Consider the following 23,666-nt stretch of genomic DNA (forward strand, 5'->3'; position numbering starts at 1 on the left):
TCAGGATAGTCGCAGCAGAGAGTTGGGAGCGGGCGCCGATTATCCGGCGCGCCGCGAGATCGCTCAAGGCAGTCTTTCACACCCGGCAAGATCGAGCCGCGCCAGCAGCTCCGCCACCGAACCGCGTCCGGGCAACTGCAATGACGGTGCGAGATCATGCAGCGGCAGCAGCACGAATGCACGTTCCGTCATGCGCGGATGCGGCAGGGTCAGTCGCTCATCGTCGAGCTGTACGCCATCGACGTACAACAGGTCCAGATCCAGCGTGCGCGGCCCGTTGCGTTGTGTACGCTCTCGGCCAGCGGTTTGTTCGATCCCGATCAACGCGTCAAGCAAACCGTGCGGGGACAATGTGGTGTCCAGCTGCACGGCCGCATTGATGAACGGCGGCTGCTCCAGCACACCCCACGGCGGCGTGCGATACAGATGCGAGCGTTTCAGCAAGCGGGTATCCGGCAACCTGGCCAGCGCCTCCATGGCGTCGAGCACTTGTTGCCGCGGATCACCCAGATTGCTGCCTAGCGCGACGTAAGCGAGCGTCACACCGAACCCGATTTGTCGCCAGGCCGGCTACGCCGACGTCGGCGCGGTGGCCGGCCAGCAACCGGCAATACGGCGTTGTCACTGACATGACTGCCGCCACTGGCTGGCAGCGCCGCCGCCAGTACGTCCTGCGGCAACAGTTGGGCGTGCGCCCACCACTGACCCAGCTCGCGCATCGCCGGTGATTCATCCGCGCGCAGCAGCAGAAAATCGAACGCCGCGCGAAAGCGCGGATGGGTCATCAGCCGGAACACGCGCTTGCGCTGGACCTGCTCGAAGCGTGGCTGCAACGACCAGATTTCTTCCATGGTGAAAGTGAAACGACGCGGAATCGCCACTCGCTGGCACTGCTCGGCAACCACTTGGGCAGCAGCGCGCGCCCAGGCTTCGTTGCCATCCATACCCTGTGCGATGTAGTGGTGCGCCACGTCGCGCACTTCGCCCCACAGCAAGACGGCGAACAGGAACGCCGGGGTGACTGACTTGCCTTCGGCGATGCGCGCATCGGTGTTCGCCAACCCCTGCTCGACCAGCGAACGCAATGCGTCATCGCCGCGCTTGAGCGCCCGCGCGGTGGCGGGGAACAGGAATTTCAGCAGGCCGCAATGCTCCAGCATGCGGAAGCTCTTCAACCCCTGCCCGCCGAGAAACATCTTCAGCGATTCGTCGAACAACCGTGCCGGCGCAGCGTCCGCCAGCAGTGGCCCGAGTGTCTCGAACGGTGCCATCGCTGCCGTGTCGATCCGCATGTCGAGCTTGGCTGCCAGTCGTGCGGCACGCAGCATGCGCACGGGATCCTCGCGGTAGCGGGTGACCGGATCGCCGATCAGTCGCAGCACGCGGTCCTGCAGATCCTGCATGCCGCCGACGTAGTCGCGCACCGAGAAATCGCTGATGTCGTAGTAGAGCGCGTTGACGCGGAAATCGCGGCGCACCGCGTCCTCCTCGATCGTGCCCCAGATGTTGTCGCGCACGATACGGCCATCAATGATGTGGCGGTCGCCCTCGGCGCCCTCCTCACCCAGACCGCGGAACGTGGCCACTTCGATGATCTCCGGCCCGAACACCACGTGCGCCAGACGGAAACGACGGCCGATCAGGCGGCAGTTGCGAAACAGCTTTTTCACTTCGTCCGGAGTGGCGCTGGTGGCAACGTCGAAATCTTTCGGATGAAGACCAAGCAACAGGTCGCGCACCGCACCGCCAACCAGGTAGGCGGTGTAGCCAACCTCGTTCAGGCGATACAGCACCCGCAGCGCCGCCTTGCTGATGTTCTTGCGGGAGATGATGTGCTGGTCGCGCGGAATGATCCGCAACGCTGGCGTGATGTCAGTCCTTGATTCGAGGTTCAAGCGGTCAGAATCCTTGGCGGGGCGAAACTGCCCTTGGTTACGAATGAGTTGCGGTGCCCGGTACCACGGATGGGCCCGCGGGATGGCTGGGGCCAACCGGCAGGGCATGCTTCATACGGTATGCACGGAGCATTGCCGGGCGAAACAATTCCGTTATACTAGCGCGCCTCGCAGCATAACGCTCCCTTCGTCTAGTGGCCTAGGACACTGCCCTCTCAAGGCGGGAACACGAGTTCGAGTCTCGTAGGGAGCACCATTCTTCGCTCGACCATGGCCTACTGCTCTGGCACGGGCCCACGCTCGATCAGGGCTCACGCTCTGTCAGGGCACACGCTGTATCAAGGCACAACCTCACAGAGGCGCGCGGCAACATGACCTTTGTCGTCATCGACAACTGCATCAAGTGCAAATACACCGATTGCGTTGAGGTCTGCCCGGTCGACGCCTTCCATGAAGGCCCCAATTTCCTCGTGATCGATCCGGACGAGTGCATCGACTGCACCTTGTGCGAACCGGAGTGCCCGATCAACGCGATCTACCCGGAAGACGACGTACCGGCCGGCCAGGAAGCGTTCGTGGCGCTCAATGCCGAGCTGGCGAAGGACTGGCCGGTAATCACCGAGCGCAAGGACAGCCCGGTCGACGCCAAGGAATGGGAAGGCAAGCCGGACAAGCTCAATCTGCTTCAGCGCTGAGCTCACGAAACATCGTCACCCATAAAAACGCCGCCTCAAGGGCGGCGCTTTTATGAGTGCGAGTGCGAGTGCGCAAGGCGATCAGCCGCCTTTCGCGACCTTCTTCAGGCTCGCCTGCAGCGCGTCGATCGTGCGCGGCACCACGCCGGAATTGCCCTGCACCTGCACTTCGCTGGCATTCGTGCCGCTGCTGCCGATGCTGATCTGTACCTGATGCGAGGCGCCGGCTGCCACGGTCGCCGAGTCACTCGAACCACCGAACGGGTGGAACAAGCTTCGCTTCTTCTTTTGCTGCGCGACGGCGTCGGACACAGTGAACGTATAGGTGTGTGCGGCATCGTCATGGCTGACGAGCTGCCCCAGCTCGCCGCTAGCCAGCACCTTGCCGACCAGCCCGTACGTAGCGTCGACACTGTCGGGATGCACGAAACCGTCGAGGATCTGGTTACCGGGAGCACCGGCCGTGACGCCATCGGCAGTCGGCGTATTCGCGCCCGCGGGCGGGATCACCAGTGCCGCGCTGACCGCTGGCCTGTCCAGTGTCGGCGGAATCTCCAGCGGCGACTCCTGCTGTGCGGTGTCCCACGCCTTGTGCGAGCGGAACATGCCGCAGCCGGAGAGCAGCAGGCCACTGATGGCCAGAGCCGGCAGGGCCAGGAGGAGCGAAGTTTTCTTCATGTAGTCAGATTCCGTGAGAAGGTCAGGCAACCGGTTATCGGTCAAGTTGCAGTCGCCAAGGATGCCAGACTGGACAGCGCTTGGTGTAATCGGGCGCGATCCGGACCGTCGTTCAATTCAACCAGCGGCAACCTTGGCGCCGCCAAACCCAGCCCCAGTGCGGGCAAACCAGCCTTCACCGCGATCGGGTTCGGCGCGCAGTCAAGCGCCTGCAAAAGCGGCTCCAGCGAGGCATCGCACCGCGCCGTCGCCGCCTTGTCACCACCGGTAGCTGCATCGCACAACGCACGAAACGCCCCCGGCGCCAGATTCGCCGCTACCGAGATAGTGCCTGCCGCGCCAGCCAGCATCGCCTCACCGGCGCTGCCATCGTCGCCGGACAGATAGACGAAATCCGCGCGCACAAGTTCCGCCAACGCCGAAATCCGCTCGCGATCGCCGCGCGCCTCCTTGATTCCAATGATCGCCGGATGCTCGCGCAGCTGGGCAACGGTCTCCGGCAGCAGGTCGCAGCCGGTACGGCTCGGCACGTTGTACAACAGCACCGGCAGGCCGCCGTGCTCGGCCACTTCCAGATAGTGCCGACGCAAGCCTTCCTGGGTCGGACGCACATAGTACGGCGTCACGACCAGCGCGGCGTCGGCGCCAAGCGCCTTGGCGCGACGGGTCAGGGCGACGGTCTTGGCGGTGCCCGCCTCGCCGGTACCAGCGATCACCGGCACCCGCCCAGCCACATGTTTGACGGCAAAAGCCAGCAGCCGATCGAACTCGTCGTGTTCGAGCATGTGCGCTTCGCCGGTGGATCCGGCTACCACCAGCGCCTGCGTGCCACCGGCAAGCTGGTAATCGAGCAGCCGACCAAATGAGCGCAGGTCAAGTGCGCCATCGGCCGCGAACGGGGTGACCAGCGCGCAGATGCTTCCGCGAATGTTCAAGACTTACTCCGGCCCAAGCCAAGCCTCACATGATACTTGCCGCTTCGCGAGGCGGGCAAGTAAGCTCGACCGGAGTAGTCTCAAGCTTCCGCACCGCGCGGCAGTGACTCACGGGTAGAACCCTTTGAAACCTTCTTCCACTTCTGCGCGTTCGGGCAACGACAATCAGCTGCTGATCCAGGCGCTCACACCGGCAACAAAATCGCCGTTGCTGGCACTGGCCAAGCGCATCGCCGATGCCGGCTGCAATCTGTCCGAATCGCGCATTTCGACGATCGGCACGGAAATTTCGCTGATGCTGCTCGCCAGCGGCGCGTGGGACGCGCTGGCCAAACTCGAAACTGCGCTGACCAAGCTGGCCCGCGACGAAAGCCTGCGGCTCATTCACTACCGCACCGGTCCGCGTGAAAACAGCTCGCATCTGCTTCCGTACCTGGTCGAAGTGGTCGCCGCCGACCGACCGGGCATCGTGGCGCGGATCGTGGAGTTCTTCAGCCAGCACGGCATCAGCGTGGAGCAGCTGAATTCGACGCGCTATCAGGCGATGCAGACCGGCGCCGAGATGTTCCAGGCGCAGTTCACGATCGGCATTCCGGCGGAGATCCATATTGCCGCGCTGCGCGACGACTTTCTCGAACTGTGCGACGGCCTGAATCTCGACGCGATCATGGATCCGGTCAAATTTTGAGGGGCCGCCCAGGGTCCTTGAGCATCGCGCGATCGGGCTCGGCTGGCAAGGGCTGTTATCTGCTGCCACGCACGCGCTAGTCTTGCCCCAAGGACTCCAGAGTGACGTTGCATTGCATCCAGTGTACCGATCCATGTCGCACACCTTTTGCGCACCGTTCGTAGCGTTCACGGTCCGCCCATCCCCGAATTGCCATTTTTGCCAGCGCGCGCAGCAGCGTCTTGCTGCGCAGGAGTAGCCATGCCCGAGGTCGGCAAGAAAGTTCCTTCCCTCAAAGGCCTCACCGGTGACGGCAACGAACTGAAACTCGCCAGCTACAAAGGCCAGTGGGTCGTGCTGTATTTCTATCCCAAGGACAGCACGCCCGGTTGCACGAATGAAGCGAAAGACTTTCGCGATCTGTACGCGCAGTTTCGCAAGCGCCATGCAGAAGTCATCGGCGTGTCACGTGATTCGCAGAAATCGCATGCGAACTTTGCCCTGAAGCAGGAATTGCCCTTCCCGCTGGTCTCCGACCCCGACGAAACCTGGTGCCAGGCGTTCGACGTCATCCACGAAAAAGTACTCTATGGAAAGCGCCACATGGGGGTCGTACGCAGCACCTTCCTGATCGATCCCGATGGCCGATTGGCTCAGGAGTGGCGCGGGGTCAAAGTGCCAGGTCATGCACAGGCTGTGCTCGACACCATTCCCGCCCAGTGACCGCTGCGCTTTTCAAATCCACCCCCTTCATCGTGCCCATCATCACGGCGCGTCGGCAAGCCGCCGACGACGATCGCCGTAACCACTCGCCCGCGGCCAGAACTACACCGCGATCCCACCATCGATCCACCACCAGCGAGGACTCTTCCGCATGACCGGAAGCAAGCGAATCTACGCTCTCGACACCAACGTCCTGCTGCATGACCCGACCTCGTTATTCCGCTTTGAGGAACACGACGTCTTCATCCCGATGACCGTGCTGGAGGAACTGGACGAAAAGAAGAAAGGCGCCTCGGAAGTTTCGCGCAACGGCCGCCAGGTCAGCCGATTCCTCAATGAACTGATCGAGCGCGGCAAGCAGCATGACCTGAGCGACGGCCTGGAGCTGAGCAATCCACAAGGCATCAAGCTCCGGCGCGGCGGATCAGTGGGCCGGCTGTATTTCCAGCAGCGCAGCAGTAGCAACGGCCATGCGAAGGCGGACAACCAGATCCTGGCGGCGGTGGTCGAACTGCGCGACCAGCATCCCGACCGCGCGGTCATCCTTGTCACCAAGGATATCAACCTGAGGATCAAGGCGAGCATCGACGGCATCGTCGCCGAGGATTACGAGAATGATCGCGCGCTCGATGATTTTGCCCTGCTCTACACCGGCGCGGCCGAACTGTCGGAGGACTTCTGGGATCACCACCCGGAAGTGAAATCATGGACCGAGCGCGGACGCACGTTCTACAAGGTGGACCGTCACGAGGACGAGGCGTGGTATCCGAACGAGTGCCTGTTCCTGCCCGGCGAGAACAGCGTGGAATTGCGTGTACTGCGCATGGACGATGTCAGCGCCACGCTGGTGCTGCTGGACGATCACTCGCACGCCAATCACCATGTCTGGGGCATCGGCGCACGCAACCGCGAGCAGAATTTCGCGCTCAACGCACTGATGGATCCGGACGTCGATTTCGTCACCCTGCTCGGCAACGCCGGTACCGGCAAGACCCTGCTGGCGCTTGCTGCCGGCCTGGCGCAGGTGATGGATCAGCAGCGATATCGCGAGATCATCATGACCCGCGCGACTGTTTCGGTGGGCGAGGACATCGGCTTCCTGCCGGGCACCGAAGAAGAAAAAATGACGCCGTGGATGGGCGCGCTGACCGACAACCTGGAAGTGCTCGCCAATCCCGAGGATGGCGGTAGCTGGGGCCGTCAGGCGACCAACGACCTGCTCGCCTCGCGCATCAAGATCCGCTCGCTCAACTTCATGCGCGGACGCACGTTTCTCAGTCGCTACCTGATCATCGACGAAGCGCAGAACCTCACTCCAAAGCAGATGAAAACCTTGATCACACGTGCCGGTCCTGGCACCAAGATCGTCTGCCTCGGTAACGTCGAACAGATCGATACGCCGTACCTCACCGAAACGACGTCAGGTCTCACCTATGCGGTCGACCGCTTCAAGCAGTGGGAGCATTCGGCGCATATCACGCTGCGTCGTGGCGAGCGCTCGCGTCTGGCGGATTTTGCGTCGGAGGCGTTGTAACCGACCATTGCGCAGACAACTCCACTGCAGGGCAACTCGAATAACAGGGCATCTTGAATAACCTGTTTCCCTGCTCGTCATCCCTACGAAGGCAGGGACCCAGCGCCTCATGCTTGAAGAACAAGGGCACGAGGTTCCTGCCTTCGCAGGAATGACGAGCGAAGAACCGAAAACGCTCCTACAGTAGCGCGCACCCATGCCCACATCTGCGTCACCAACCATCGCCCTCACCATCGCCGGCTCCGACTCCGGCGGTGGCGCGGGGATCCAGGCTGATTTGAAAACCTTTCATGCGCGTGGCGTGCACGGGCTTTCGGCGATCACCGCGATCACCTCGCAGAACACTCGCGGCGTGAGTGCGGTGCATGCCGTGCCGCTGACGCATATCCGCAGCCAGCTCACTGCACTGTTCAATGACTTCCCGATCGCCGCGGTCAAGACCGGCATGCTCGGCAGTGCCGCGATCACCCGCCTGGTGGCCCGCGAAATGGCCGCGCGCAAACCCGCGTGGCTGGTGGTCGATCCCGTGATGATTGCCACCAGCGGCGGGCGGTTATTGGATCAAGATGCGGTCGACGTGCTGATCGACGAGCTGATTCCGCTGGCCGACATCCTTACCCCGAACCTGCCCGAAGCCGAGGCATTGCTTGGCTATCCGATCAAGACCGCCGCGCAATTCAACGCGGCAGGTGAGGCACTGCTGCGACTGGGCGCCAGCGCCGTCCTGCTCAAGGGCGGCCACGGTGATGGCCGCGTCGTGGTGGATCGTTTCTACGATGCGCGCGGCGTCATGGAGCTGCGTCATCCACGCCTGAAGCTGGAAGGCCATGGCACCGGCTGCACGCTCGCTTCGGCGATCGCCGCGGAGCTGGCCAAGGGGCGATCACCGCGTTCGGCCGTGCGCCGCGCGGTCGCCTATGTGCATCGCGCGCTTCTGCGTGGCTATCGGCCCGGCGGTGGCAACGTGCATGCGCTGCGACACTGACGCTGAATACCCGCTTCAGGTGAGGTGGGGGGCATTCGGCCTGAGCGAGTAGAATCGTAGCCTGGCCGTTTCCCGATGGCGGTACCCACCGAGATGATCTTGACCCCACGCCTCGTCTTGCTCGCCCTGTTCGCCTTTTTTGTACTGTGCGTACTCCTGGTGCATTTACGCGGACGCGTACGACTGCGTTTCGACCGTCAGCTGGCCGACCACTCGGCACTGTTCGCGCCCTACAACCTGCTGATGTATGCGTTTTCGGCGGTGCCGGCGCGACCGATTCTCGATCGTCGCGGCTTTCCCCAACTCGACCTGCTGCAGGCGAATTGGCAGAGCATTCGTGACGAGGCGACACACCTGTTCGACGAGGGCTACATCCGCGCCGCGGAAAAAAACAACGACGCCAGTTTCAACAGCTTCTTTAAGCAGGGGTGGAAACGCTTCTACCTCAAATGGTACGGCGAGCCCTTGGCCTCGGCCGAAACCCTGTGTCCGAACACGGTCGCCTTGCTGAAATCGATTCCCAGCGTGAAGGCCGCAATGTTTGCGCTGCTGCCGCCGGGCAGCAAGCTGAATCCGCATCGCGATCCGTTTGCCGGCTCACTGCGTTATCACCTTGGTCTGATCACGCCGAATTCGAGGGATTGCCGGATTTTCGTCGACGGCGAAGAACACGCCTGGGGCGACGGCAAGGACGTGGTGTTCGATGAAACGTACGTACATTGGGCCGAAAACAAGTCCGGGCAGACCCGGGTGATCCTGTTCGCCGACGTGGAGCGACCGTTGCGCACGCGCTGGATGAGCGCGATCAACCACCGGGTCGGCGCATTCATGGGCAAGATCACCGCTTCACCAAACAGCGATACCGAAACGGAAGAAACCGGCTTCATCAATCGCCTGTTCGCGCTGAGCCAGCGCAAGCGCCGGAGTGGCCCTAGCTTCAAGAGCAGACACAAGAAGCTTGCCCGCACGCTGAAATATCTGGGCATCCTGCTGTTGATGTGGCTGATCTTCCTGGCACCCTGGCCCATCTTTCGCTGATCCCGGTCGCGTTCTGGAAGACCACCGCTAGCGGCTAGGTTGGGATAAGCGCCAGCAAATCCCAACGTTATGACCCGGTGTGTTGGGCATCGCTTCGCTCACCCCAACCTACGTTGCTGCGCGCTGCTGATTTGCTCCCTCCCCTGCTAGCAGGGGAGGGTCGGGGAGGGGTTGCCCTTGACCATCACCGCAAGCTCGGACACCCCCTCCCAACCTCCCCTGCATGCAGAGGGAGGAGCAAAGACGGCGCCGGTCGTATTCCGAGTGACACAACAAAAAGCCGCGGCTCATCGCCGCGGCCTTTTGTTGCCAATGATCGAAGATCAGCCCTTGATGCGTTTGACGATCGCGTCGGCAAAGCTGTCGGTGCTGCCGCTACCACCGAGATCCGGGGTGACGTGCTGGCGATCCTGTTCCACTGTGGCGCGGATCGCCTGGCGCAGCTGATTGCCCTTGGCGAGCAGGTCCAGATGGTCGAGCATGTCGGCGGCGGCCAAAAGCAGCGCGCACGGATTCGCGACGCCCTTGCCCGCGATGTCCGGCGCCGAGCCGTGCACGGCCTCGAAGATCGCCGCGTTGGCACCGATATTGTCGCCCGGCGCCAGTCCCAGGCCACCGACCAGGCCGGCGCACAGATCCGACAGGATGTCGCCGAAAAGGTTGGTGGTGACGATCACGTCGAACTGCTCGGGCTTCATCACCAGCTGCATGCAGGTGTTGTCCACGATCATTTCGTTGAACTCGATCTGCGGATATTCCTTGGCGATCTCGCGGGCGACGTTGAGGAACAGGCCCGAACTGGTCTTGAGAATGTTCGCCTTGTGCACCGCCGTGATCTTCTTGCGGCCTTTCTTCACCGCCAGCTCGAACGCATAGCGCACGATGCGGGTGCTGCCCTTGCGCGTGTTGCGGATAATCGAAGTGGCGATCTCGCCATCCTCGGACACCACTTGTCCTTCGGCCAGATACGCGCCTTCGGTATTTTCGCGGACGGTGATGATGTCGATGTTCTCATAGCGCGACTTCGTGCCCGGGAAACTGACCGCTGGACGCACATTCGCGTACAGGTCGAAATGCCGGCGCAGGGTCACGTTGATCGAGGTGAAGCCGCCACCGATCGGCGTGGTCAGCGGCCCTTTCAGCGCCACCTTGTGCTGGGCAATCACATCGAGCGTGGACTGCGGCAGCAACTCGCCATGCTTCTCCAGCGCGACCATGCCGGCGTCGACAAACTCGTAGGCCAGGCCACAGTCCAGCGCGTCAAGCACGCGCAGCGTGGCAGTCATGATCTCCGGGCCAATGCCATCGCCCGGGATCACGGCAATCGTCTTGCTCATGGGGAAACTCCTTGAACGGAACAACAAGCAGCGTGCGCGCACGGGAAGGAAGCAAACACACCGGGCACAGGCTGAAAACCGATCAATTATCGCCGATACGGCGCCCTACGAACAGTAAGGGGGCCCTGCAAGACGTTGAAAATACTCGCACGCAGCGTTGCGAAAAGCCGCACGGAGGCACGCCAGGGCCAACCGCGCGGGGTTGCCTTTTCAGACGTGGTCGGCGCAGCTCGCCGCATCGCCGGCCGTGCCCGATTCAAGCTGGTCAAGCAGGTCCACCGCACGTCGCAGGTGCGGAATCACGATCGAACCGCCCACCACCAACCCGACGCTGAACACCTCGAAGAACGCATCGCGCTCGACGCCGGCTTCCTTGCACTGGGCTATGTGGTAGCTGATGCAGTCGTCGCAGCGCAGTACCAGCGACGCGACCAAACCCAGCATTTCCTTGGTTTTCACGTCCAGCGCGCCGGCCTTGTAGGTCTGCGTGTCCAGCGCAAAGAACCGCCGCACGACCTGATTGTCTTCGGCCAGGATCCGCTCGTTCATGCGCTGGCGGAAAGCGGTGAATTCGGCGAGACGGTCGCTCATGCGGCCTGTTCCAGCAACTGCGACAGTTTGCCGCTGCGATCGGCGGCCACCAGATCGTCAAAACCGCCCACATACTGGTCGTTCACGAAGATCTGCGGCACCGTTCGGCGCCCGCCGCTACGCGTCAGCATGGCGTCGCGCTGCGTCGCATCGAGATCGATGCGCACCTCGGTCCACTCCAGCCCCTTGGACTTGAGCAAGTTCTTGGCAGCCACGCAGTAAGGGCACACGGCAGTCGAAAAGACCTCGATCTTGGGCATCGCAAATAACTCCGCAATCAGATATGTAGGAAAGACGGTGATCAAATGGGGGCGACAGCCGCCGGCTCAAGCCGACACCCCGTGAACCGAAGCAGCCGATCACGGTCACAGTGCTATTGTCGCTCACCTATGACCATGGCACCACGACGACCCGCTCCGCGCCTGCTGACGGCACTGGTTACCGCCGCCTTGGCATGCGCGGCAGGCGCGCAGGACACCCCCCGACTGCCCGACCTGGGCAGCTCGGCGAATGCGCTGATTTCGCCGCAGGAAGCAAACGATTACGGTGCCTCCATGTTGCGCCAGATGCAGGCACTGAACATGGTGGTGGATGATCCGCTGCTGGACGACTACATCAACGATCTGGGCTATCGGCTGGTTGCCAGCTGCGACAAGCCGAAGGAGCACTTCGCGTTTTTCATCGCCAGGGATCCGGATATCAACGCGTTCGCGGCACCCGGCGGATATATCGCGGTGAACTCGGGGCTGATCGCGATCACCCAGAACGAGGGCGAATTGGCCAGTGTGATGGCGCATGAGATTGGCCACATCACGCAAAACCATCTGCAGCGAGCGTTCGAGGAATCCAAAAAAGATACGCCGCTGATGGCGCTGGTGTTGCTGGGCGCGATCGCCGCCGGTGCGGGCGGTCACAGCGGTGATGCGCCGATGGCGGTGCTTGCGGGCGGCCAGGGACTGCTCGCGCAAAAGTCGATCAACTTCACCCGTCACGATGAAATCGAGGCTGACCGCGTCGGTATTCAGACATTGTCAAATGCGGGGTTTGATCCGAACGCCATGGCTGGTTTTTTCCAGCGCATGGAAGATGTCATGAGTGCCGGCGCGGGCGGCGAAAACGTGCCCTCCTTGTTGCAGGATCACCCGGTGACGACCGACCGCATCAGTGACGCCAAGGCCCGCGCCGGCGCCTTGATCGCGGCGCAAAAGCTGCGTCCGTCGGGTACCAGCCCGGATCAATCGCTATGGGAAAAAAGTACGGCGCCGATCCTCTTCGTCAAGGATCCCGCCGCCTTAAGCCGGGCGCCGGCAACCCGCAACCATCTGGATACTTTTGCCTTGATGCGTGAACGGGTGCGCGTACTGTCGGACGACGCCCCAAAACAGGTGCTCTATTACAGCTCCAACCTGCAAAAGCAGCATGGCTTCGACACCCCTGCGAACCGATACGGCTATGCGCTGGCACTCACACGCAGCAGCCGCGGCACCGAGGCCATCGCGCAGCTGCAGCCATTGCTGCAGTCCGACCCGGACAATCTGATCCTGAAGCTGGCGATGGCCGACGCACGCATCCAGGCCGGCCAGCGTGCCGCGGCGCTGGCCATGTATAGCGATCTCAGCACGCAATCACCGCGCAACCGCGCGGTGGCACTGGCGTACGCCGACGCACTCACGGTGGGCAGCAAGCAGCAGGCCAGTCAGGCGGCTGACCTGCTGCGACCCCTGCTGGACAACGCCGACCAGCCGGAAATCTATAGTGCTTACGCCCGCGCCAGCGAAAAGTCCGGTGACACCGTACGCGCCGGCGAAGCGTTCGCCGATGCCAGCTATTACTCGGGGCGCCCGTTCGATGCGATGGAGCAACTCAAGCGGCTGCTCAAGCGCGACGACCTTGATTACTACGCGCGGGTACGCATCCAGGCGCGAATCACCGAGTTGACCCCGCTGGTATTGGAGCTGCACAAGCGCCGGATCAGCACCGATGACAATCCGAACGGCCAGCAGCAAACGCAGCAGAACGAACAGTGCGACGGCCGTTTCTGCCTGGGTCTCCGCGCCGATCCAGGCACGGCGAACCCTTTCCCCGGCACGCCCTGGCTCGACAGTGCCAATCCATTGCATGACAGCGGCAGTTCATTACATTAGTGACACCCTGTTGTGATTGTCATCGACGCGTAACATTGATGCGTTGCAATATCTTCGTCATAAGCCACCGGCGGACCACGTGCACAAGCGCATCCTGATCGTTGAAGACGAGACATCGATTCGCGAAATGATCGCTTTTGCCTTGCGCAAAGCCGGCATGGATGCGATGCAAGCGGCCGATGCACGCGCCGCACAATTGGCGATTGTCGAGCAGGTCCCCGACCTGATCCTGCTCGACTGGATGCTGCCCGGTACCAGTGGACTGGAGCTTGCCCGGCGCTTGCGCAAGGAAGAGCTCAGCCGCGAAATCCCGATCATCATGCTCACTGCGCGCGGTGAGGAAATGGATCGCGTCAACGGCCTGGAGGCAGGCGTCGACGATTACGTCGTCAAACCCTTCTCGACTCGCGAGCTCATTGCGCGGATCAAGGCGGTACTGCGCCGCAGTCAGGGAGACGACGGTTCCGGCATGGTCGAACTGGGCGGGCTGCGCATCGATGGTCCCGCGCACCGAGTGTTTGCCGGTGATGAGGCGGTGCCGATCGGACCGACTGAATATCGCCTGCTGTATTTTTTCATCACCCACCCCGAGCGCGTCTATTCGCGCACGCAGTTGCTCGATCATGTCTGGGGCGGCAGCGTCTACGTCGAGGAGCGCACGGTCGATGTACACATCCGTCGCCTGCGCAAGACACTGGAGCCGTGGAAGCTCGACGACATGGTGCAGACCGTTCGCGGCACCGGCTATCGCTTCTCGATAAGTGCATGAGCTAATCATCTAAATCACATCGCGGGCTTGCGGTGGTGCCGGCTTTTGTCGATGCTGGATCCCATCGTCTCCAACTCGCAAGCACTCGCCTGAATGGCACAACCAGCAACGCACTACTGGAAATTGCCCACGGCTCTCGCCGTGGCGTTGCTTGTGGGCGCATGGTTGGGCTGGCTTGCCAATGGACATGTCGCCAGCGGCGTGGCGCTTGTCGCGCTGGCGGAAGTCGTCTTGTTGCTGACTCGAATCCGTCATCAAGCCAGGCCCATGATGGCCCCACCTGTTCTCGTCAGCCCTCTTCAGCATGACCGCTTCATGACACGCTCCCGCCGAATTGCCTCCAGTCTGCGCGATCTGCGCAACGCCGCCAGCCAGTTGCCGGACGCGGTCGTGTTGCTCGATCAGAACCAGCAGGTGCGTTGGTTCAATCACGCGGCCGAACATCTGCTCGGGCTGCGCCGGCCACGCGATCGTGGCGTCCTGCTGCAGCAGCGACTGGCAGTCTCCGATCTGTCCGACTGGTTGCGCGATGGCACGCAGGAGCCGCTCAACGACGTCGCCGCTCCCGGCCAACCGGACAGCCAGCTCAACGTGAGCATGCTTCCATTCGGGCGCCATCAGCATCTGCTGCTGGCACGCGACATCAGTCATCTGAACCGGCTCGAACAGATCCGTCGCGACTTCGTCGCGAACGTCTCGCATGAATTGCGCACGCCGCTTACGGTGATTCACGGCTACCTCGAGTTGCTCGATCCGGAGGACGTGCCCGAACTCGCACCGGTGCTCGGCGAGATGCGCATGCAGTCGAAGCGGATGGGCCAGATCGTCGAGGACCTGCTCACCCTGTCGCGACTGGAAACGCAGCACCAGATTGCCGATGAACGAGTGCAGATGGCGCCACTGCTGGCTACGCTGCGCAAGGAAGCGGAGGCGCTCAGTCAGGGCCGTCATCAGATCGCACTCGAATCCAGCGCCGAAGCGGATCTGCTTGGCTCGCCCAGAGACCTGCACAGCGCGCTATCCAATCTGGTCAGCAATGCGGTGCGCTATACGCCTGCTGGCGGCAACATCACGATCCGCTGGCAACGCACACCGGAGGGCGCCGCCTATTCGGTCAGCGACACCGGTTTCGGCATACCTGCCACGCACCTGGCTCGGCTTACCGAGCGCTTTTACCGAATCTCCTCCAGCCGCTCGCGCGACAGCGGTGGCACGGGCCTGGGGCTATCGATCGTCAAGCATGTGCTGAACCTCCATCAGGCTCAGTTGCGGATCGAGAGCACGCCCGGCGTGGGTTCCACATTTGCCTGCCACTTCAGCCACGCGCGATTGCTGATGCCCGGCGGCTGCGACGAGACCTGAGTCCCGGGTTGTTGGCGCGGCATCTGTCGCGCGAGAAGAGCCCGCTGAATGTCTCCCGCCAGCCCGGCCGGGCCCGCTTCCACACCACCGGCGGCCCCCACAGCTCCCGGCGCGCGTCGCATGGAGACATTGGGCAGGCTCTAAGCCAGAATAAAGCATGCATCGCCCATCCCCTGTCTCATCACCTGCCGCCTTCGATCTGAGCGCTCCCAGCCTCTACCTCAGCCGCGAGCTGGCGGCACTGGAATTCAATTTCCGTGTGCTGGCGATGGCCCGCGAGCCCGCGGTACCGCTGCTCGAGCGCCTGCGTTACCTGAGCATCGTCGCGAACAACCTCGACGAATTTTTCGAAGTGCGGGTGGCAATGCTCAAACATCACCATGCTTACGGCTCGGCCGCGCCGGGTCCCGACGGCGTGCCTTCCGGTGAACTGCTGGCGCGCATTCGCACTCGAGCGCTGGACCTGGTCACCGAGCAATACGCCACCTGGCAGGGGCAAATCGTCCCGCAACTGAAGGACGAACACGTCCACATCCTCACCCGCAAGCAATGGAGCCCGCGGCAGCGGCGCTGGTTGCAGGGTTATTTCGAACACGAAGTACTGCCGGTGCTGTCGCCACTGGGGCTGGACCCAGCGCATCCGTTTCCTCGCATCCTCAACAAGACCTTGAATATCGCGGTGGTGCTGAAGGGCCGCGATGCGTTTGGTCACGAAGGTCACATGGCGCTGGTGCGGGCACCACGTTCGCTGCCGCGCATCATTCGGGTGCCGGCCGAAGTCAGCGGCCCTGGCGATCACTTCGTATTTTTGGCCGAGCTGCTGCAGGCTTTTGTCGACCTGATGTTTCCCGGTTTCAAGGTGGTCGGCTCGTATCAGTTCAGGGTCACCCGCAACAGTGAGTTGATCGTCGAGGAAGCCGAGGTGGCCAACCTGGCGCACGCACTCAGCGAGGAACTGATCGGCCGCGGCTACGCGCGCCCGGTGCGGCTGGAGATCGCCAACGATTGCCCGCAGGCGATCACCACGATGCTGATCCAGAACTTCCAGCTCGAAGAAGCCGATGTGTACCGCTGCGACGGCCCGGTAAACATCATCCGCGCCGGACTGCTGTACGACTGGCTGGACCGGCCAGAGCTGAAATTTCCGCGCTTCAATCCGCAGTTGCCGGCAGCGCTCGAAAGCGGCAAGAACAAGTTTGACCTGATCGGCCAGCGCGACGTGCTGCTACACCACCCCTACCAGAGCTTCGCCGCGGTGATTGACCTGCTGCGCCAGGCCACCCTGGATCCGCAGGTGCTGGCGATCAAGCAGACGCTGTACCGCGCAGGTGAGGACACCCCGCTGGTCGACCTGCTGGTGGAAGCGGCGCGCAACGGCAAGGACGTCACCGTGGTGATCGAACTGCGCGCGCGCTTCGACGAGGAAGCCAACATCCGTCTGGCGACCCGCCTGCAGGAAGCCGGGGTGCAGGTCGTCTACGGTGTGGTCGGCTTCAAGACCCATGCCAAGATGATGTTGATCGTGCGCCGCGAAGGCGAACTGCTGCGTCGCTATGTGCACCTGTCCACGGGCAACTATCACCAGATCAACAGCCGCACTTACACCGACATCGGCCTGATGACTGCGGACCCCGACATCGGCGAAGACCTGCACAAGGTCTTCCAGCAACTTTCGGGGTTGGGGCCGATGATCAGCCTGAAACGGCTGCTGCATTCGCCGTTCACGCTTTACACCAGCGTGATGGCGAAGATCGAGCGCGAAACCTTGCATGCGCAAGCCGGCCGCCCGGCACGCATCGTGGCCAAGCTCAACGCGCTGAACGAGGCGCATGTGATCGAGGCGCTGTATCGTGCGTCGCAAGCTGGCGTGGAGATCGACCTGATCGTGCGCGGTGCCTGCACCTTGCGGCCCGGCCTGCCTGGGATCTCCGAACGGATCCGCGTGCGTTCGATCGTGGGACGTTTTCTGGAGCACAGTCGGGTGTACTGGTTTGCCAATGACGGCGAGCCCGAGTTGTATTGCGCCAGCGCCGACTGGATGGAGCGCAACCTGATGCGACGGATCGAAGTGGCGTTTCCGATTCTCGACAAGGAGCTCGCCGCACGGGTGTTCGAGGAAACCCTGGCTAACGGGCTGGCCGACAATACCCAGGCATGGCTATTGCGCGACGACGGCAGCTATGTACGCGCCGAGCCCGGCAAAAATCCGCCCTACAACGCGCAACAGAGTCTGTTGGAGCGGTACTGTCCATGAGCATGTGTCTTTCCATCCTCGTAAGCCATGCATGCGCGAATTCGCGCTGCGCACTCCCGGGAGCGTTCGCGTGAGTCCAGTCGATCCGACCCCGATCCGCGATGGCGAACTGATGGCCGCCGTCGACATGGGCTCGAACAGCTTCCACATGGTGGTGGCACGTATGGAACACGGCGAACCACGGGTGATCGACCGCCTGCGCGACAGCGTGAGGATGGCCGCCGGCCTGCGCGCCGACGGCACGCTGGATGCCGAGCGGCGCGCCCGCGCACTGAATTGTCTGGCCCGCTTCGGCCAGCGAATCGCCGGCCTGCCATCGGTGCGGGTTCGCGCCGTGGCCACCAATACCGTGCGTCGTCTGGCTTCACCGCAGGCGTTCCTGACCGCCGCCGAAGCCGCGCTCGGCCATCCGATCGAGGTGGTGTCGGGTCGTGAAGAAGGTCGATTGATCTTTCTTGGCGCGGCGCATGACCTGCCCGCCTCGCGCGAACCGCGACTGGTCATCGACGTTGGTGGCGGCAGTACGGAATTCATCATCGGCCGCGGGCTCGCACCGCTGCACACCGAAAGCGTGCAGGCAGGCTGCATCGCCTCGACCGTGCGTTTTTTCCCCGGCGGCAAACTCACCCGCAAGCGCTGGCAGCGCGCGCGCAGTGAAATCGGCGTGCTGCTGCAGCAGTTTGCCGAGGACTACCTTGAATCCGGCTGGCAGGACGCCTACGGATCTTCCGGCACGGCACGGTCGATCGGCGCCGTGGTGCACGCCATGAAGTTCTCCGATGACGGCATCACCGCCGCATCGCTGGCTTCGTTGCGCGATGCGTTGCTCGAACAGGGTCAGATCAGCACGCTCAAGCTCCCTGGCCTGATGGAAGAGCGCGCGCCGGTATTCGCCGGTGGCGTGGTGATCTTCGAGGCCGCATTCGCCGCGCTCGGCATCGAGCGTCTGCGCGTCTGCGAAAGCTCGATGCGCGAAGGCCTGCTATGGGATCTGCTCGGCCGCGCCGGCGGCAGCGATCCGCGCACCGCCAGCATCGATGCGCTGGCTACCCGCTACGGCGTGGATCGCGCGCAGGCGCGCCGCGTGGAATCGACCGCGCTGATGCTGTTCGACCAGGTCGCCAAGCCGTGGAAGCTTGACGCCAGCGCACGCGAGTGGCTGTCGTGGGCCTCGCGTGTGCACGAAATCGGTTTGGCCATTGCGCATAGCCAGCACCATCATCATGGCGCCTATATCCTGCGCCACGCCGACCTTGCCGGTTTCTCCCGACAGGAGCAGCAATTGCTGGCCGCGGTGGTTCAGATGCACCGGCGCAAGCCCGACAAGGCAGTGATCTCGGCACTGCCGCAACGCTATCGTCAGCTGGCCCGCTACACCACCGCGCTGTTGCGCCTGGCCGTATTGTTCCGCCGCGCCCGCCGCGCCGAGTCGCTGCCACCGATGCGGCTGGCTGCCACCAGCCAGCGCCTGCGCCTGACCCTGCCGATCGCCTGGTTCGAGCAGCACCCGCTCAGCGAGTCCGATCTGCAACAAGAGCTATCGCCGATGGCGGAACTGGGCCTGAAGCTTGAACTGTCCAGCAATTGACCCTGCCCGTCGCGATGAGCCACTCGCAGCGTGGCCGCGTATCATGTCCCGACGCCAAGACGACTCTGTTGATGCCCATGTTCAAATCCCTGATTGTCTCCCTGCTTCTGATTCTGCCGCTGACGCTGGCAGCGCAAACCGCCAAGCCGACGCCAGCAGCCACGGTGGCGGCGCCGCAAGTGTTGCTGCACACCTCGCAGGGCGACATCACCATTGAGCTGTATCCGGACAAGGCGCCGAAGAGCGTGGCGAACTTCCTGCAGTATGTGCGCGATGGCTTTTACGACGGCACCTTGCTGCACCGGGCCATCCCGGGCTATCTGCTGCAGGGCGGCCTGTATACGCGCGATCTGCAGCCCAAGCGCACACGTCCGGCAGTGGCCAGCGAAGCGGACAACGGCGTGTCCAATCTGCGCGGCACCATCGCCGTCGCGCGCGGCGCCGATCCAAACTCCGGCACCTCGCAGTTCTTCTTCAACCTGGTCGACAACCGCCGGCTGGATTTCGTCGGCAACCAGAGCGGCCTGACCTGGGGCTACGCCGTATTCGGCAAGGTGATCAAGGGCATGGATGTGGTCGACAAGATCGCCGCCTTGCCCACCCACGCGCAGGGCCCGTTTGCCGGCGACGTACCCACGCCGCTGGTGCTGATCGACAGCGCCCATGTCGTCGGCGAAGAAGCGCCTGCCACTACCACCAGCACGCATGTCCCAGCCAAGGCACCGCCGGCCGCAACGCCCGCCAAGCACAGCAGGCAACCCGCCACTGGCCAGGGTTGATCGTTACGATGACTACGTTGTTCATCGCCGACCTGCACCTGGATCCCAGCCGGCCACAGATCACCGCGCTGTTCGAAAACTATCTGGCCAGCGATGAAGTCCGCCACGCCGACGCGCTGTACATCCTCGGCGACCTGGTCGAATCGTGGATCGGCGATGATGACGATGCCGAGCTGCCGCAGCGCATCGCACGCGCCACCCGCGCAGTACGCGACGCCGGCGTACCGGTGTACTTCATGGTCGGCAACCGCGACTTCCTGCTGGGTGAGGATTTCGCACGCCGCGCCGGTTTCACCCTGCTCGACGACGGCACCGTCCACGACCTTTACGGTCGCCCAACCCTGTTGATGCATGGCGATGTGCTATGCACCGACGACGTCGCCTACCAGGCCGTACGCAAGCAGGTGCGCACGCCGCAATGGCAGGCGCAGATCCTGTCGATGTCACTGGACGCACGCCGCGCGTTCGCCGCCAAGGCACGCGAGGACAGCCGCAAACACACCGGCAGCACCAAGGAAAGCATCATGGATGTGAATGGTGATGCTGTGGCTACGGCGATGCTCAACGCCGGCGTGGATCGGCTGATCCACGGACACACCCATCGGCCAGCCGTGCACCCGCTCGACCTGCAGGGAAAAGCGGCCGAACGCATCGTGCTGGGGGACTGGTATGAGCACGGCTCGGTATTGCGGGTGACCGAAAACGACGCGGAGTTACGCGGCCTGACGATCGATTGAAGCTCGCGATTTCAACGAACGCTTCAGCGACTTCTCAACCGCGACGCGAGACACTGATCGTATAGCGGGAGGCTGCGCCTCCACGTCATTGCATGGGCAATCGGCAGACGCCCCGGTCGCAGCCCCACTGCCAGCCGACGCATGATTTTCGATATCCGACACGACCGGATACGCGACTCGATCGCGTGGCACGCTCACCAGGCTGCGGCCCGTGCGACTGGTGAGAAAGCGTGAGAAAGCGTGGGTGTGCGTGCGTGTATTGTGCGGTGCGTTTGACTGAAGCTGCGAATCAAGCTGTCGTCTGGCTGACGTGCTGCCGCAACAAACCAAGGGGTGCTCCGCCACGCGGGGCATGGGGTCTTCGGAATCGTCGTTAGCCATCCGCAGTTGACGACGCACCTGCAAGGTGCACTTTCGAAATAAGGTCAACGCCGGCACCTGGTCGCGCTGCCCTTACATACCCAGGGTCGAAAAATGTCCAGCTCTATTCGTACGTTGAAGGCAGGCTCGCATGCCTTTGGCAAAGCACTGTTACCCGCCGCTCTTGCCTTTGCACTGAGCCCGTTATCCGTCCATGCGACCACCACTGCATGGGCATCCACCGGAAGCCACGCGGCCCTGCTGATAACTCAATCGGCAGCGCCTGCTACGGCCGGCGCGCCCGCCGTCGCCGCCACCCACTACACGCTCAACGTGCGCGGCAAACCGCAGGTGCAGGAGCTGGTCACGCCGCTGGAAAACACCAAGAAACTGCAGGTGGCGGTCAGCCTCAACCTGCGCAATGCAGACCAGCTTCAGGCCTTCATCAAGAGCGTCAACACGCCCGGCAATCCCGCTTACGGCAAGTTTCTTACCCCAGCCCAGTTCAAGGCGACCTATTCGCCCACCGACGCGCAGGTGCAGGCGGTCGTGGCACACCTGCAGCAGTCAGGTTTCAGCAACGTCACGGTGTCGCCGAACAACACGCTTGTATTCGCCGACGGCAATCCCGCGACGGTTGCCACCGCGTTCAACACCACCATGAAGACGTATACCCATGGCGGCAAGCAGCGCTTCGGCAACGACGGTGACGTGATGGTGCCGCAGGCATTGAGCGGCATCGTCGGCTCGGTGATGGGTCTGCAGAACGTCAGCCAGAAGCACACGCTAAGCCACCTCGGCGCCGAGGTGAGCACGCAGGCCACGGCTGGAACGCAGGCGTCAGGCGGATCAACCGTGACGCATCCACCCACCGATTTCCCGGGCATCTATGACGCGGGCAGTACCCCGACCGCGTTCAACACCACGGTAGGCATCATCACCTGGGGCGACATGAGCCAGACGCAGAGCGACCTGGCCGTCATGACCAGCGCCGCAGCGATGAGCCCGGTCAACGTCAAAGTGGTACCGGTCACGCTCGGCAGTGCCGTCGATTTTTCCGATGACCCCGATTCCGACACGGAATGGAACCTCGATTCGCAGTCCATCACCGGCACGTCCGGTGGCGTCAAACAGCTGATTTTCTACGCGGCAGCGAACGGCAAGGGTGGGCCGGCCGACGAAGAACTCACCGATGCCGGCATCACCGCCGCCTACAACCAGGCCGTGGTCGACGATGTGGCCAAGGTGATCAACGTCTCGCTGGGTGAAGACGAAACCGGCTCCAACCAGACGGGTACCCAGCAGGCCGACGATGCGGTCTTTGCGCAGGCAGCCGCACAGGGACAGACCTTCTCCGTGGCCTCGGGCGATCAGGGCGTCTATATCGCTACCGGCGGTGACTTCGAGACCAATGCCGGCGTCGTGCTGCCCTCACCATTCAGTCTCAGCAGCTATTCGGTCAGCGAACCGGCCACTTCGCCCAACGTCATTGCCGTTGGCGGCACCGAGGTCAGCACCAACGGTACCGCGTGGGCCGGCGAAGTGGCCTGGAACGATGGCATTGCGGATGCCGGTGACGGCAACAACCGTATCTGGGCGACTGGCGGCGGCAAGAGCCTGTTCGAGTCGGCTCCAGCCTGGCAACAGACCGCACTCGGTGCGACCACGCGCAGCGTGCCAGACATATCGTATGACGCGTCGACGTTTACCGGCGCGCAGATTTTCATCGGAGGAAAGCGCTACGGCGTTGGCGGCACCAGTCTTGCCTCACCGATTTTCGTGGGCGTGTTTGCTCGCATCCAGACCTACGCCAACAACTCGATCGGCTTTCCGGCCAGCTTCATGTACCGGGATTTCCCGAGCAATCCGGCTGTGCTGCATGACGTGACCTCGGGCAACAACGGTGTCAGCTATCAGGGCACGACCTACGGCTACAACGCCGCTACGGGCTGGGATTACACCACCGGCTACGGCTCCCCGGATATCAGCAAGTTCAACGCGCTGGCCTACACCTGGGGCGATCACACACCGCCGACCACCGCCCCGCCGCCGCCGGCACCGGTTGTACTGAAAGACGGCGTTGCCGTAACCACCCAGGGTCCGGCGGGCTCCAGCCAGCAGTTCACCCTGGTTGTGCCCGCGGGCACGGCAACCCTCACCTTCCGCACCTCCGGTGGCAGCGGCGACGTAACGGTGTACGTGCAGCGCAATAGTGCGGCCAGTGCATCTTCGAATATCGCCATGTCGGCTCATCCGAACACCAACACCGAGTCGGTGACGATGCGCACTCCGGCAGCAGGCACCTATTACGTGACGGTGACCAGCCCCAGCGTCTTCACCGGCGTCAGCGTTGAAGGCCTGTACTGAAGTAGCCGCCCATAGGGTAAGCGAAGGATCCCGGCAACCGCCGGGATCCTTCGACCGCCTGAAACGCTGATTCAACCTTCGCCGCCGCAACAAGGCGCTTTCGGCACCCGCGATCACCTGATACCGCGGCTTGCGATGGTCTCGTATCGATGGACGTCCAGACGTCCATCACCACAACGCATGACATTCGCCATGGCATCCCGGCGCTTCAATGACGCCATGCATCGC

Annotated in this window: 21 protein-coding genes and 1 tRNA gene; 15 read left to right on the plus strand and 7 right to left on the minus strand. The window is 63.0% G+C overall.

What is annotated here, in order from left to right; translation table 11 throughout:
• Positions 1-63: 63 nt before the first annotated feature.
• Both folK and pcnB read right to left on the minus strand, forming a co-directional pair.
• Positions 64-543, minus strand: coding sequence for a 2-amino-4-hydroxy-6-hydroxymethyldihydropteridine diphosphokinase (gene folK, locus HDE77_RS06935; protein WP_184416435.1), 480 nt, complete (start codon positions 541-543; stop codon positions 64-66).
• The gene (gene pcnB / locus HDE77_RS06940) at positions 540-1,895 is read right to left on the minus strand and encodes a polynucleotide adenylyltransferase PcnB (protein ID WP_184416436.1); all 1,356 of its coding nucleotides are present in this window, start codon (positions 1,893-1,895) and stop codon (positions 540-542) included. The genes folK and pcnB overlap by 4 nt, the downstream gene beginning before the upstream one ends.
• A gap of 180 nt (positions 1,896-2,075) precedes the next feature.
• Between pcnB and HDE77_RS06945 the strand changes: the two genes are divergently transcribed.
• Both HDE77_RS06945 and fdxA read left to right on the plus strand, forming a co-directional pair.
• Positions 2,076-2,151: transfer RNA gene (locus tag HDE77_RS06945), tRNA-Glu, on the plus strand.
• A gap of 115 nt (positions 2,152-2,266) precedes the next feature.
• On the plus strand, positions 2,267-2,590 hold the full coding sequence (gene fdxA, locus HDE77_RS06950; RefSeq protein WP_184416437.1) for a ferredoxin FdxA: 324 nt from the start codon (positions 2,267-2,269) through the stop codon (positions 2,588-2,590).
• A gap of 81 nt (positions 2,591-2,671) precedes the next feature.
• On the opposite strand, the gene HDE77_RS06955 is transcribed toward fdxA, so the two are convergent.
• Positions 2,672-3,268, minus strand: a complete 597-nt coding sequence (locus HDE77_RS06955; protein ID WP_184416438.1) for a hypothetical protein — start codon at positions 3,266-3,268, stop codon at positions 2,672-2,674.
• Positions 3,269-3,309: 41 nt separating this feature from the next.
• Positions 3,310-4,203: a 4-hydroxy-tetrahydrodipicolinate synthase gene (gene dapA / locus HDE77_RS06960; protein WP_184416439.1), complete on the minus strand. Its 894-nt coding sequence runs from the start codon at positions 4,201-4,203 to the stop codon at positions 3,310-3,312.
• 124 nt (positions 4,204-4,327) lie between these two features.
• Between dapA and HDE77_RS06965 the strand changes: the two genes are divergently transcribed.
• The 5 genes from HDE77_RS06965 (at position 4,328) to HDE77_RS06985 (ending at position 9,150) form a co-directional block, all read left to right on the plus strand.
• Positions 4,328-4,891 carry a glycine cleavage system protein R gene (locus HDE77_RS06965; RefSeq protein ID WP_184416440.1) on the plus strand — a complete coding sequence of 188 codons (564 nt, stop codon included), beginning with the start codon at positions 4,328-4,330 and terminating at the stop codon, positions 4,889-4,891.
• 240 nt (positions 4,892-5,131) lie between these two features.
• Positions 5,132-5,593 carry a peroxiredoxin gene (locus HDE77_RS06970; RefSeq protein WP_184416441.1) on the plus strand — a complete coding sequence of 154 codons (462 nt, stop codon included), beginning with the start codon at positions 5,132-5,134 and terminating at the stop codon, positions 5,591-5,593.
• 151 nt (positions 5,594-5,744) lie between these two features.
• Positions 5,745-7,127 carry a PhoH family protein gene (locus tag HDE77_RS06975; RefSeq protein WP_184416442.1) on the plus strand — a complete coding sequence of 461 codons (1,383 nt, stop codon included), beginning with the start codon at positions 5,745-5,747 and terminating at the stop codon, positions 7,125-7,127.
• Between the two features lie 196 nt (positions 7,128-7,323).
• The gene (gene thiD / locus HDE77_RS06980) at positions 7,324-8,112 is read left to right on the plus strand and encodes a bifunctional hydroxymethylpyrimidine kinase/phosphomethylpyrimidine kinase (RefSeq protein ID WP_184416443.1); all 789 of its coding nucleotides are present in this window, start codon (positions 7,324-7,326) and stop codon (positions 8,110-8,112) included.
• Between the two features lie 93 nt (positions 8,113-8,205).
• Positions 8,206-9,150, plus strand: a complete 945-nt coding sequence (locus tag HDE77_RS06985; RefSeq protein ID WP_184416444.1) for an aspartyl/asparaginyl beta-hydroxylase domain-containing protein — start codon at positions 8,206-8,208, stop codon at positions 9,148-9,150.
• A 323-nt stretch (positions 9,151-9,473) separates the two neighbouring features.
• On the opposite strand, the gene HDE77_RS06990 is transcribed toward HDE77_RS06985, so the two are convergent.
• The 3 genes from HDE77_RS06990 to grxC form a co-directional block, all read right to left on the minus strand.
• On the minus strand, positions 9,474-10,487 hold the full coding sequence (locus tag HDE77_RS06990; RefSeq protein WP_184416445.1) for an isocitrate dehydrogenase: 1,014 nt from the start codon (positions 10,485-10,487) through the stop codon (positions 9,474-9,476).
• Positions 10,488-10,697: 210 nt separating this feature from the next.
• Positions 10,698-11,078 carry a carboxymuconolactone decarboxylase family protein gene (locus HDE77_RS06995; protein WP_184416446.1) on the minus strand — a complete coding sequence of 127 codons (381 nt, stop codon included), beginning with the start codon at positions 11,076-11,078 and terminating at the stop codon, positions 10,698-10,700.
• Entirely contained in the window at positions 11,075-11,338 is a 264-nt protein-coding gene (grxC, locus tag HDE77_RS07000; RefSeq protein ID WP_184416447.1) for a glutaredoxin 3, read from the minus strand. The genes HDE77_RS06995 and grxC overlap by 4 nt, the downstream gene beginning before the upstream one ends.
• A gap of 135 nt (positions 11,339-11,473) precedes the next feature.
• On the opposite strand from grxC, the gene HDE77_RS07005 reads away from it, so the two are divergent.
• The 8 genes from HDE77_RS07005 (at position 11,474) to HDE77_RS07040 (ending at position 23,438) form a co-directional block, all read left to right on the plus strand.
• Positions 11,474-13,222 (plus strand): M48 family metalloprotease, encoded by a 1,749-nt coding sequence (locus HDE77_RS07005; RefSeq protein ID WP_343206069.1) that lies wholly within the window; start codon positions 11,474-11,476, stop codon positions 13,220-13,222.
• 79 nt (positions 13,223-13,301) lie between these two features.
• Complete coding sequence (gene phoB / locus HDE77_RS07010; protein WP_184416449.1) at positions 13,302-13,991, plus strand: phosphate regulon transcriptional regulator PhoB; 690 nt, start codon at positions 13,302-13,304, stop codon at positions 13,989-13,991.
• 93 nt (positions 13,992-14,084) lie between these two features.
• A complete protein-coding gene (gene phoR / locus HDE77_RS07015; RefSeq protein ID WP_184416450.1) occupies positions 14,085-15,353 on the plus strand; it encodes a phosphate regulon sensor histidine kinase PhoR in 1,269 nt (422 codons plus the stop codon).
• A 157-nt stretch (positions 15,354-15,510) separates the two neighbouring features.
• Entirely contained in the window at positions 15,511-17,607 is a 2,097-nt protein-coding gene (gene ppk1, locus HDE77_RS07020; protein ID WP_184416451.1) for a polyphosphate kinase 1, read from the plus strand.
• Positions 17,608-17,677: 70 nt separating this feature from the next.
• Positions 17,678-19,195, plus strand: a complete 1,518-nt coding sequence (locus HDE77_RS07025; RefSeq protein WP_184416452.1) for a Ppx/GppA phosphatase family protein — start codon at positions 17,678-17,680, stop codon at positions 19,193-19,195.
• A 77-nt stretch (positions 19,196-19,272) separates the two neighbouring features.
• A complete protein-coding gene (locus tag HDE77_RS07030; protein WP_184416453.1) occupies positions 19,273-19,974 on the plus strand; it encodes a peptidylprolyl isomerase in 702 nt (233 codons plus the stop codon).
• 8 nt (positions 19,975-19,982) lie between these two features.
• The gene (gene lpxH / locus HDE77_RS07035) at positions 19,983-20,711 is read left to right on the plus strand and encodes a UDP-2,3-diacylglucosamine diphosphatase (protein WP_184416454.1); all 729 of its coding nucleotides are present in this window, start codon (positions 19,983-19,985) and stop codon (positions 20,709-20,711) included.
• Positions 20,712-21,185: 474 nt separating this feature from the next.
• Positions 21,186-23,438, plus strand: coding sequence for a protease pro-enzyme activation domain-containing protein (locus HDE77_RS07040; protein WP_184416455.1), 2,253 nt, complete (start codon positions 21,186-21,188; stop codon positions 23,436-23,438).
• Positions 23,439-23,666 lie beyond the last annotated feature (228 nt).

Origin of the sequence: Rhodanobacter sp. MP7CTX1 (genome assembly GCF_014205795.1) — a bacterium.
Classification (GTDB): Bacteria; Pseudomonadota; Gammaproteobacteria; order Xanthomonadales; family Rhodanobacteraceae; genus Rhodanobacter.

Excerpts from the sequence above, each read along its gene's own strand:
- ppk1 (WP_184416451.1), top strand. The coding sequence starts at position 15,511 with ATGCATCGCCCATCCCCTGTCTCATCACCTGCCGCCTTCGATCTGAGC.
- HDE77_RS06955 (WP_184416438.1), bottom strand. The coding sequence starts at position 3,268 with ATGAAGAAAACTTCGCTCCTCCTGGCCCTGCCGGCTCTGGCCATCAGT.
- HDE77_RS06995 (WP_184416446.1), bottom strand. The coding sequence starts at position 11,078 with ATGAGCGACCGTCTCGCCGAATTCACCGCTTTCCGCCAGCGCATGAAC.
- HDE77_RS07040 (WP_184416455.1), top strand. The coding sequence starts at position 21,186 with ATGTCCAGCTCTATTCGTACGTTGAAGGCAGGCTCGCATGCCTTTGGC.
- thiD (WP_184416443.1), top strand. The coding sequence starts at position 7,324 with ATGCCCACATCTGCGTCACCAACCATCGCCCTCACCATCGCCGGCTCC.
- lpxH (WP_184416454.1), top strand. The coding sequence starts at position 19,983 with ATGACTACGTTGTTCATCGCCGACCTGCACCTGGATCCCAGCCGGCCA.
- fdxA (WP_184416437.1), top strand. The coding sequence starts at position 2,267 with ATGACCTTTGTCGTCATCGACAACTGCATCAAGTGCAAATACACCGAT.
- HDE77_RS06990 (WP_184416445.1), bottom strand. The coding sequence starts at position 10,487 with ATGAGCAAGACGATTGCCGTGATCCCGGGCGATGGCATTGGCCCGGAG.
- grxC (WP_184416447.1), bottom strand. The coding sequence starts at position 11,338 with ATGCCCAAGATCGAGGTCTTTTCGACTGCCGTGTGCCCTTACTGCGTG.
- HDE77_RS06975 (WP_184416442.1), top strand. The coding sequence starts at position 5,745 with ATGACCGGAAGCAAGCGAATCTACGCTCTCGACACCAACGTCCTGCTG.
- HDE77_RS06985 (WP_184416444.1), top strand. The coding sequence starts at position 8,206 with ATGATCTTGACCCCACGCCTCGTCTTGCTCGCCCTGTTCGCCTTTTTT.
- phoR (WP_184416450.1), top strand. The coding sequence starts at position 14,085 with ATGGCACAACCAGCAACGCACTACTGGAAATTGCCCACGGCTCTCGCC.
- HDE77_RS07030 (WP_184416453.1), top strand. The coding sequence starts at position 19,273 with ATGTTCAAATCCCTGATTGTCTCCCTGCTTCTGATTCTGCCGCTGACG.
- HDE77_RS07005 (WP_343206069.1), top strand. The coding sequence starts at position 11,474 with ATGGCACCACGACGACCCGCTCCGCGCCTGCTGACGGCACTGGTTACC.
- HDE77_RS06970 (WP_184416441.1), top strand. The coding sequence starts at position 5,132 with ATGCCCGAGGTCGGCAAGAAAGTTCCTTCCCTCAAAGGCCTCACCGGT.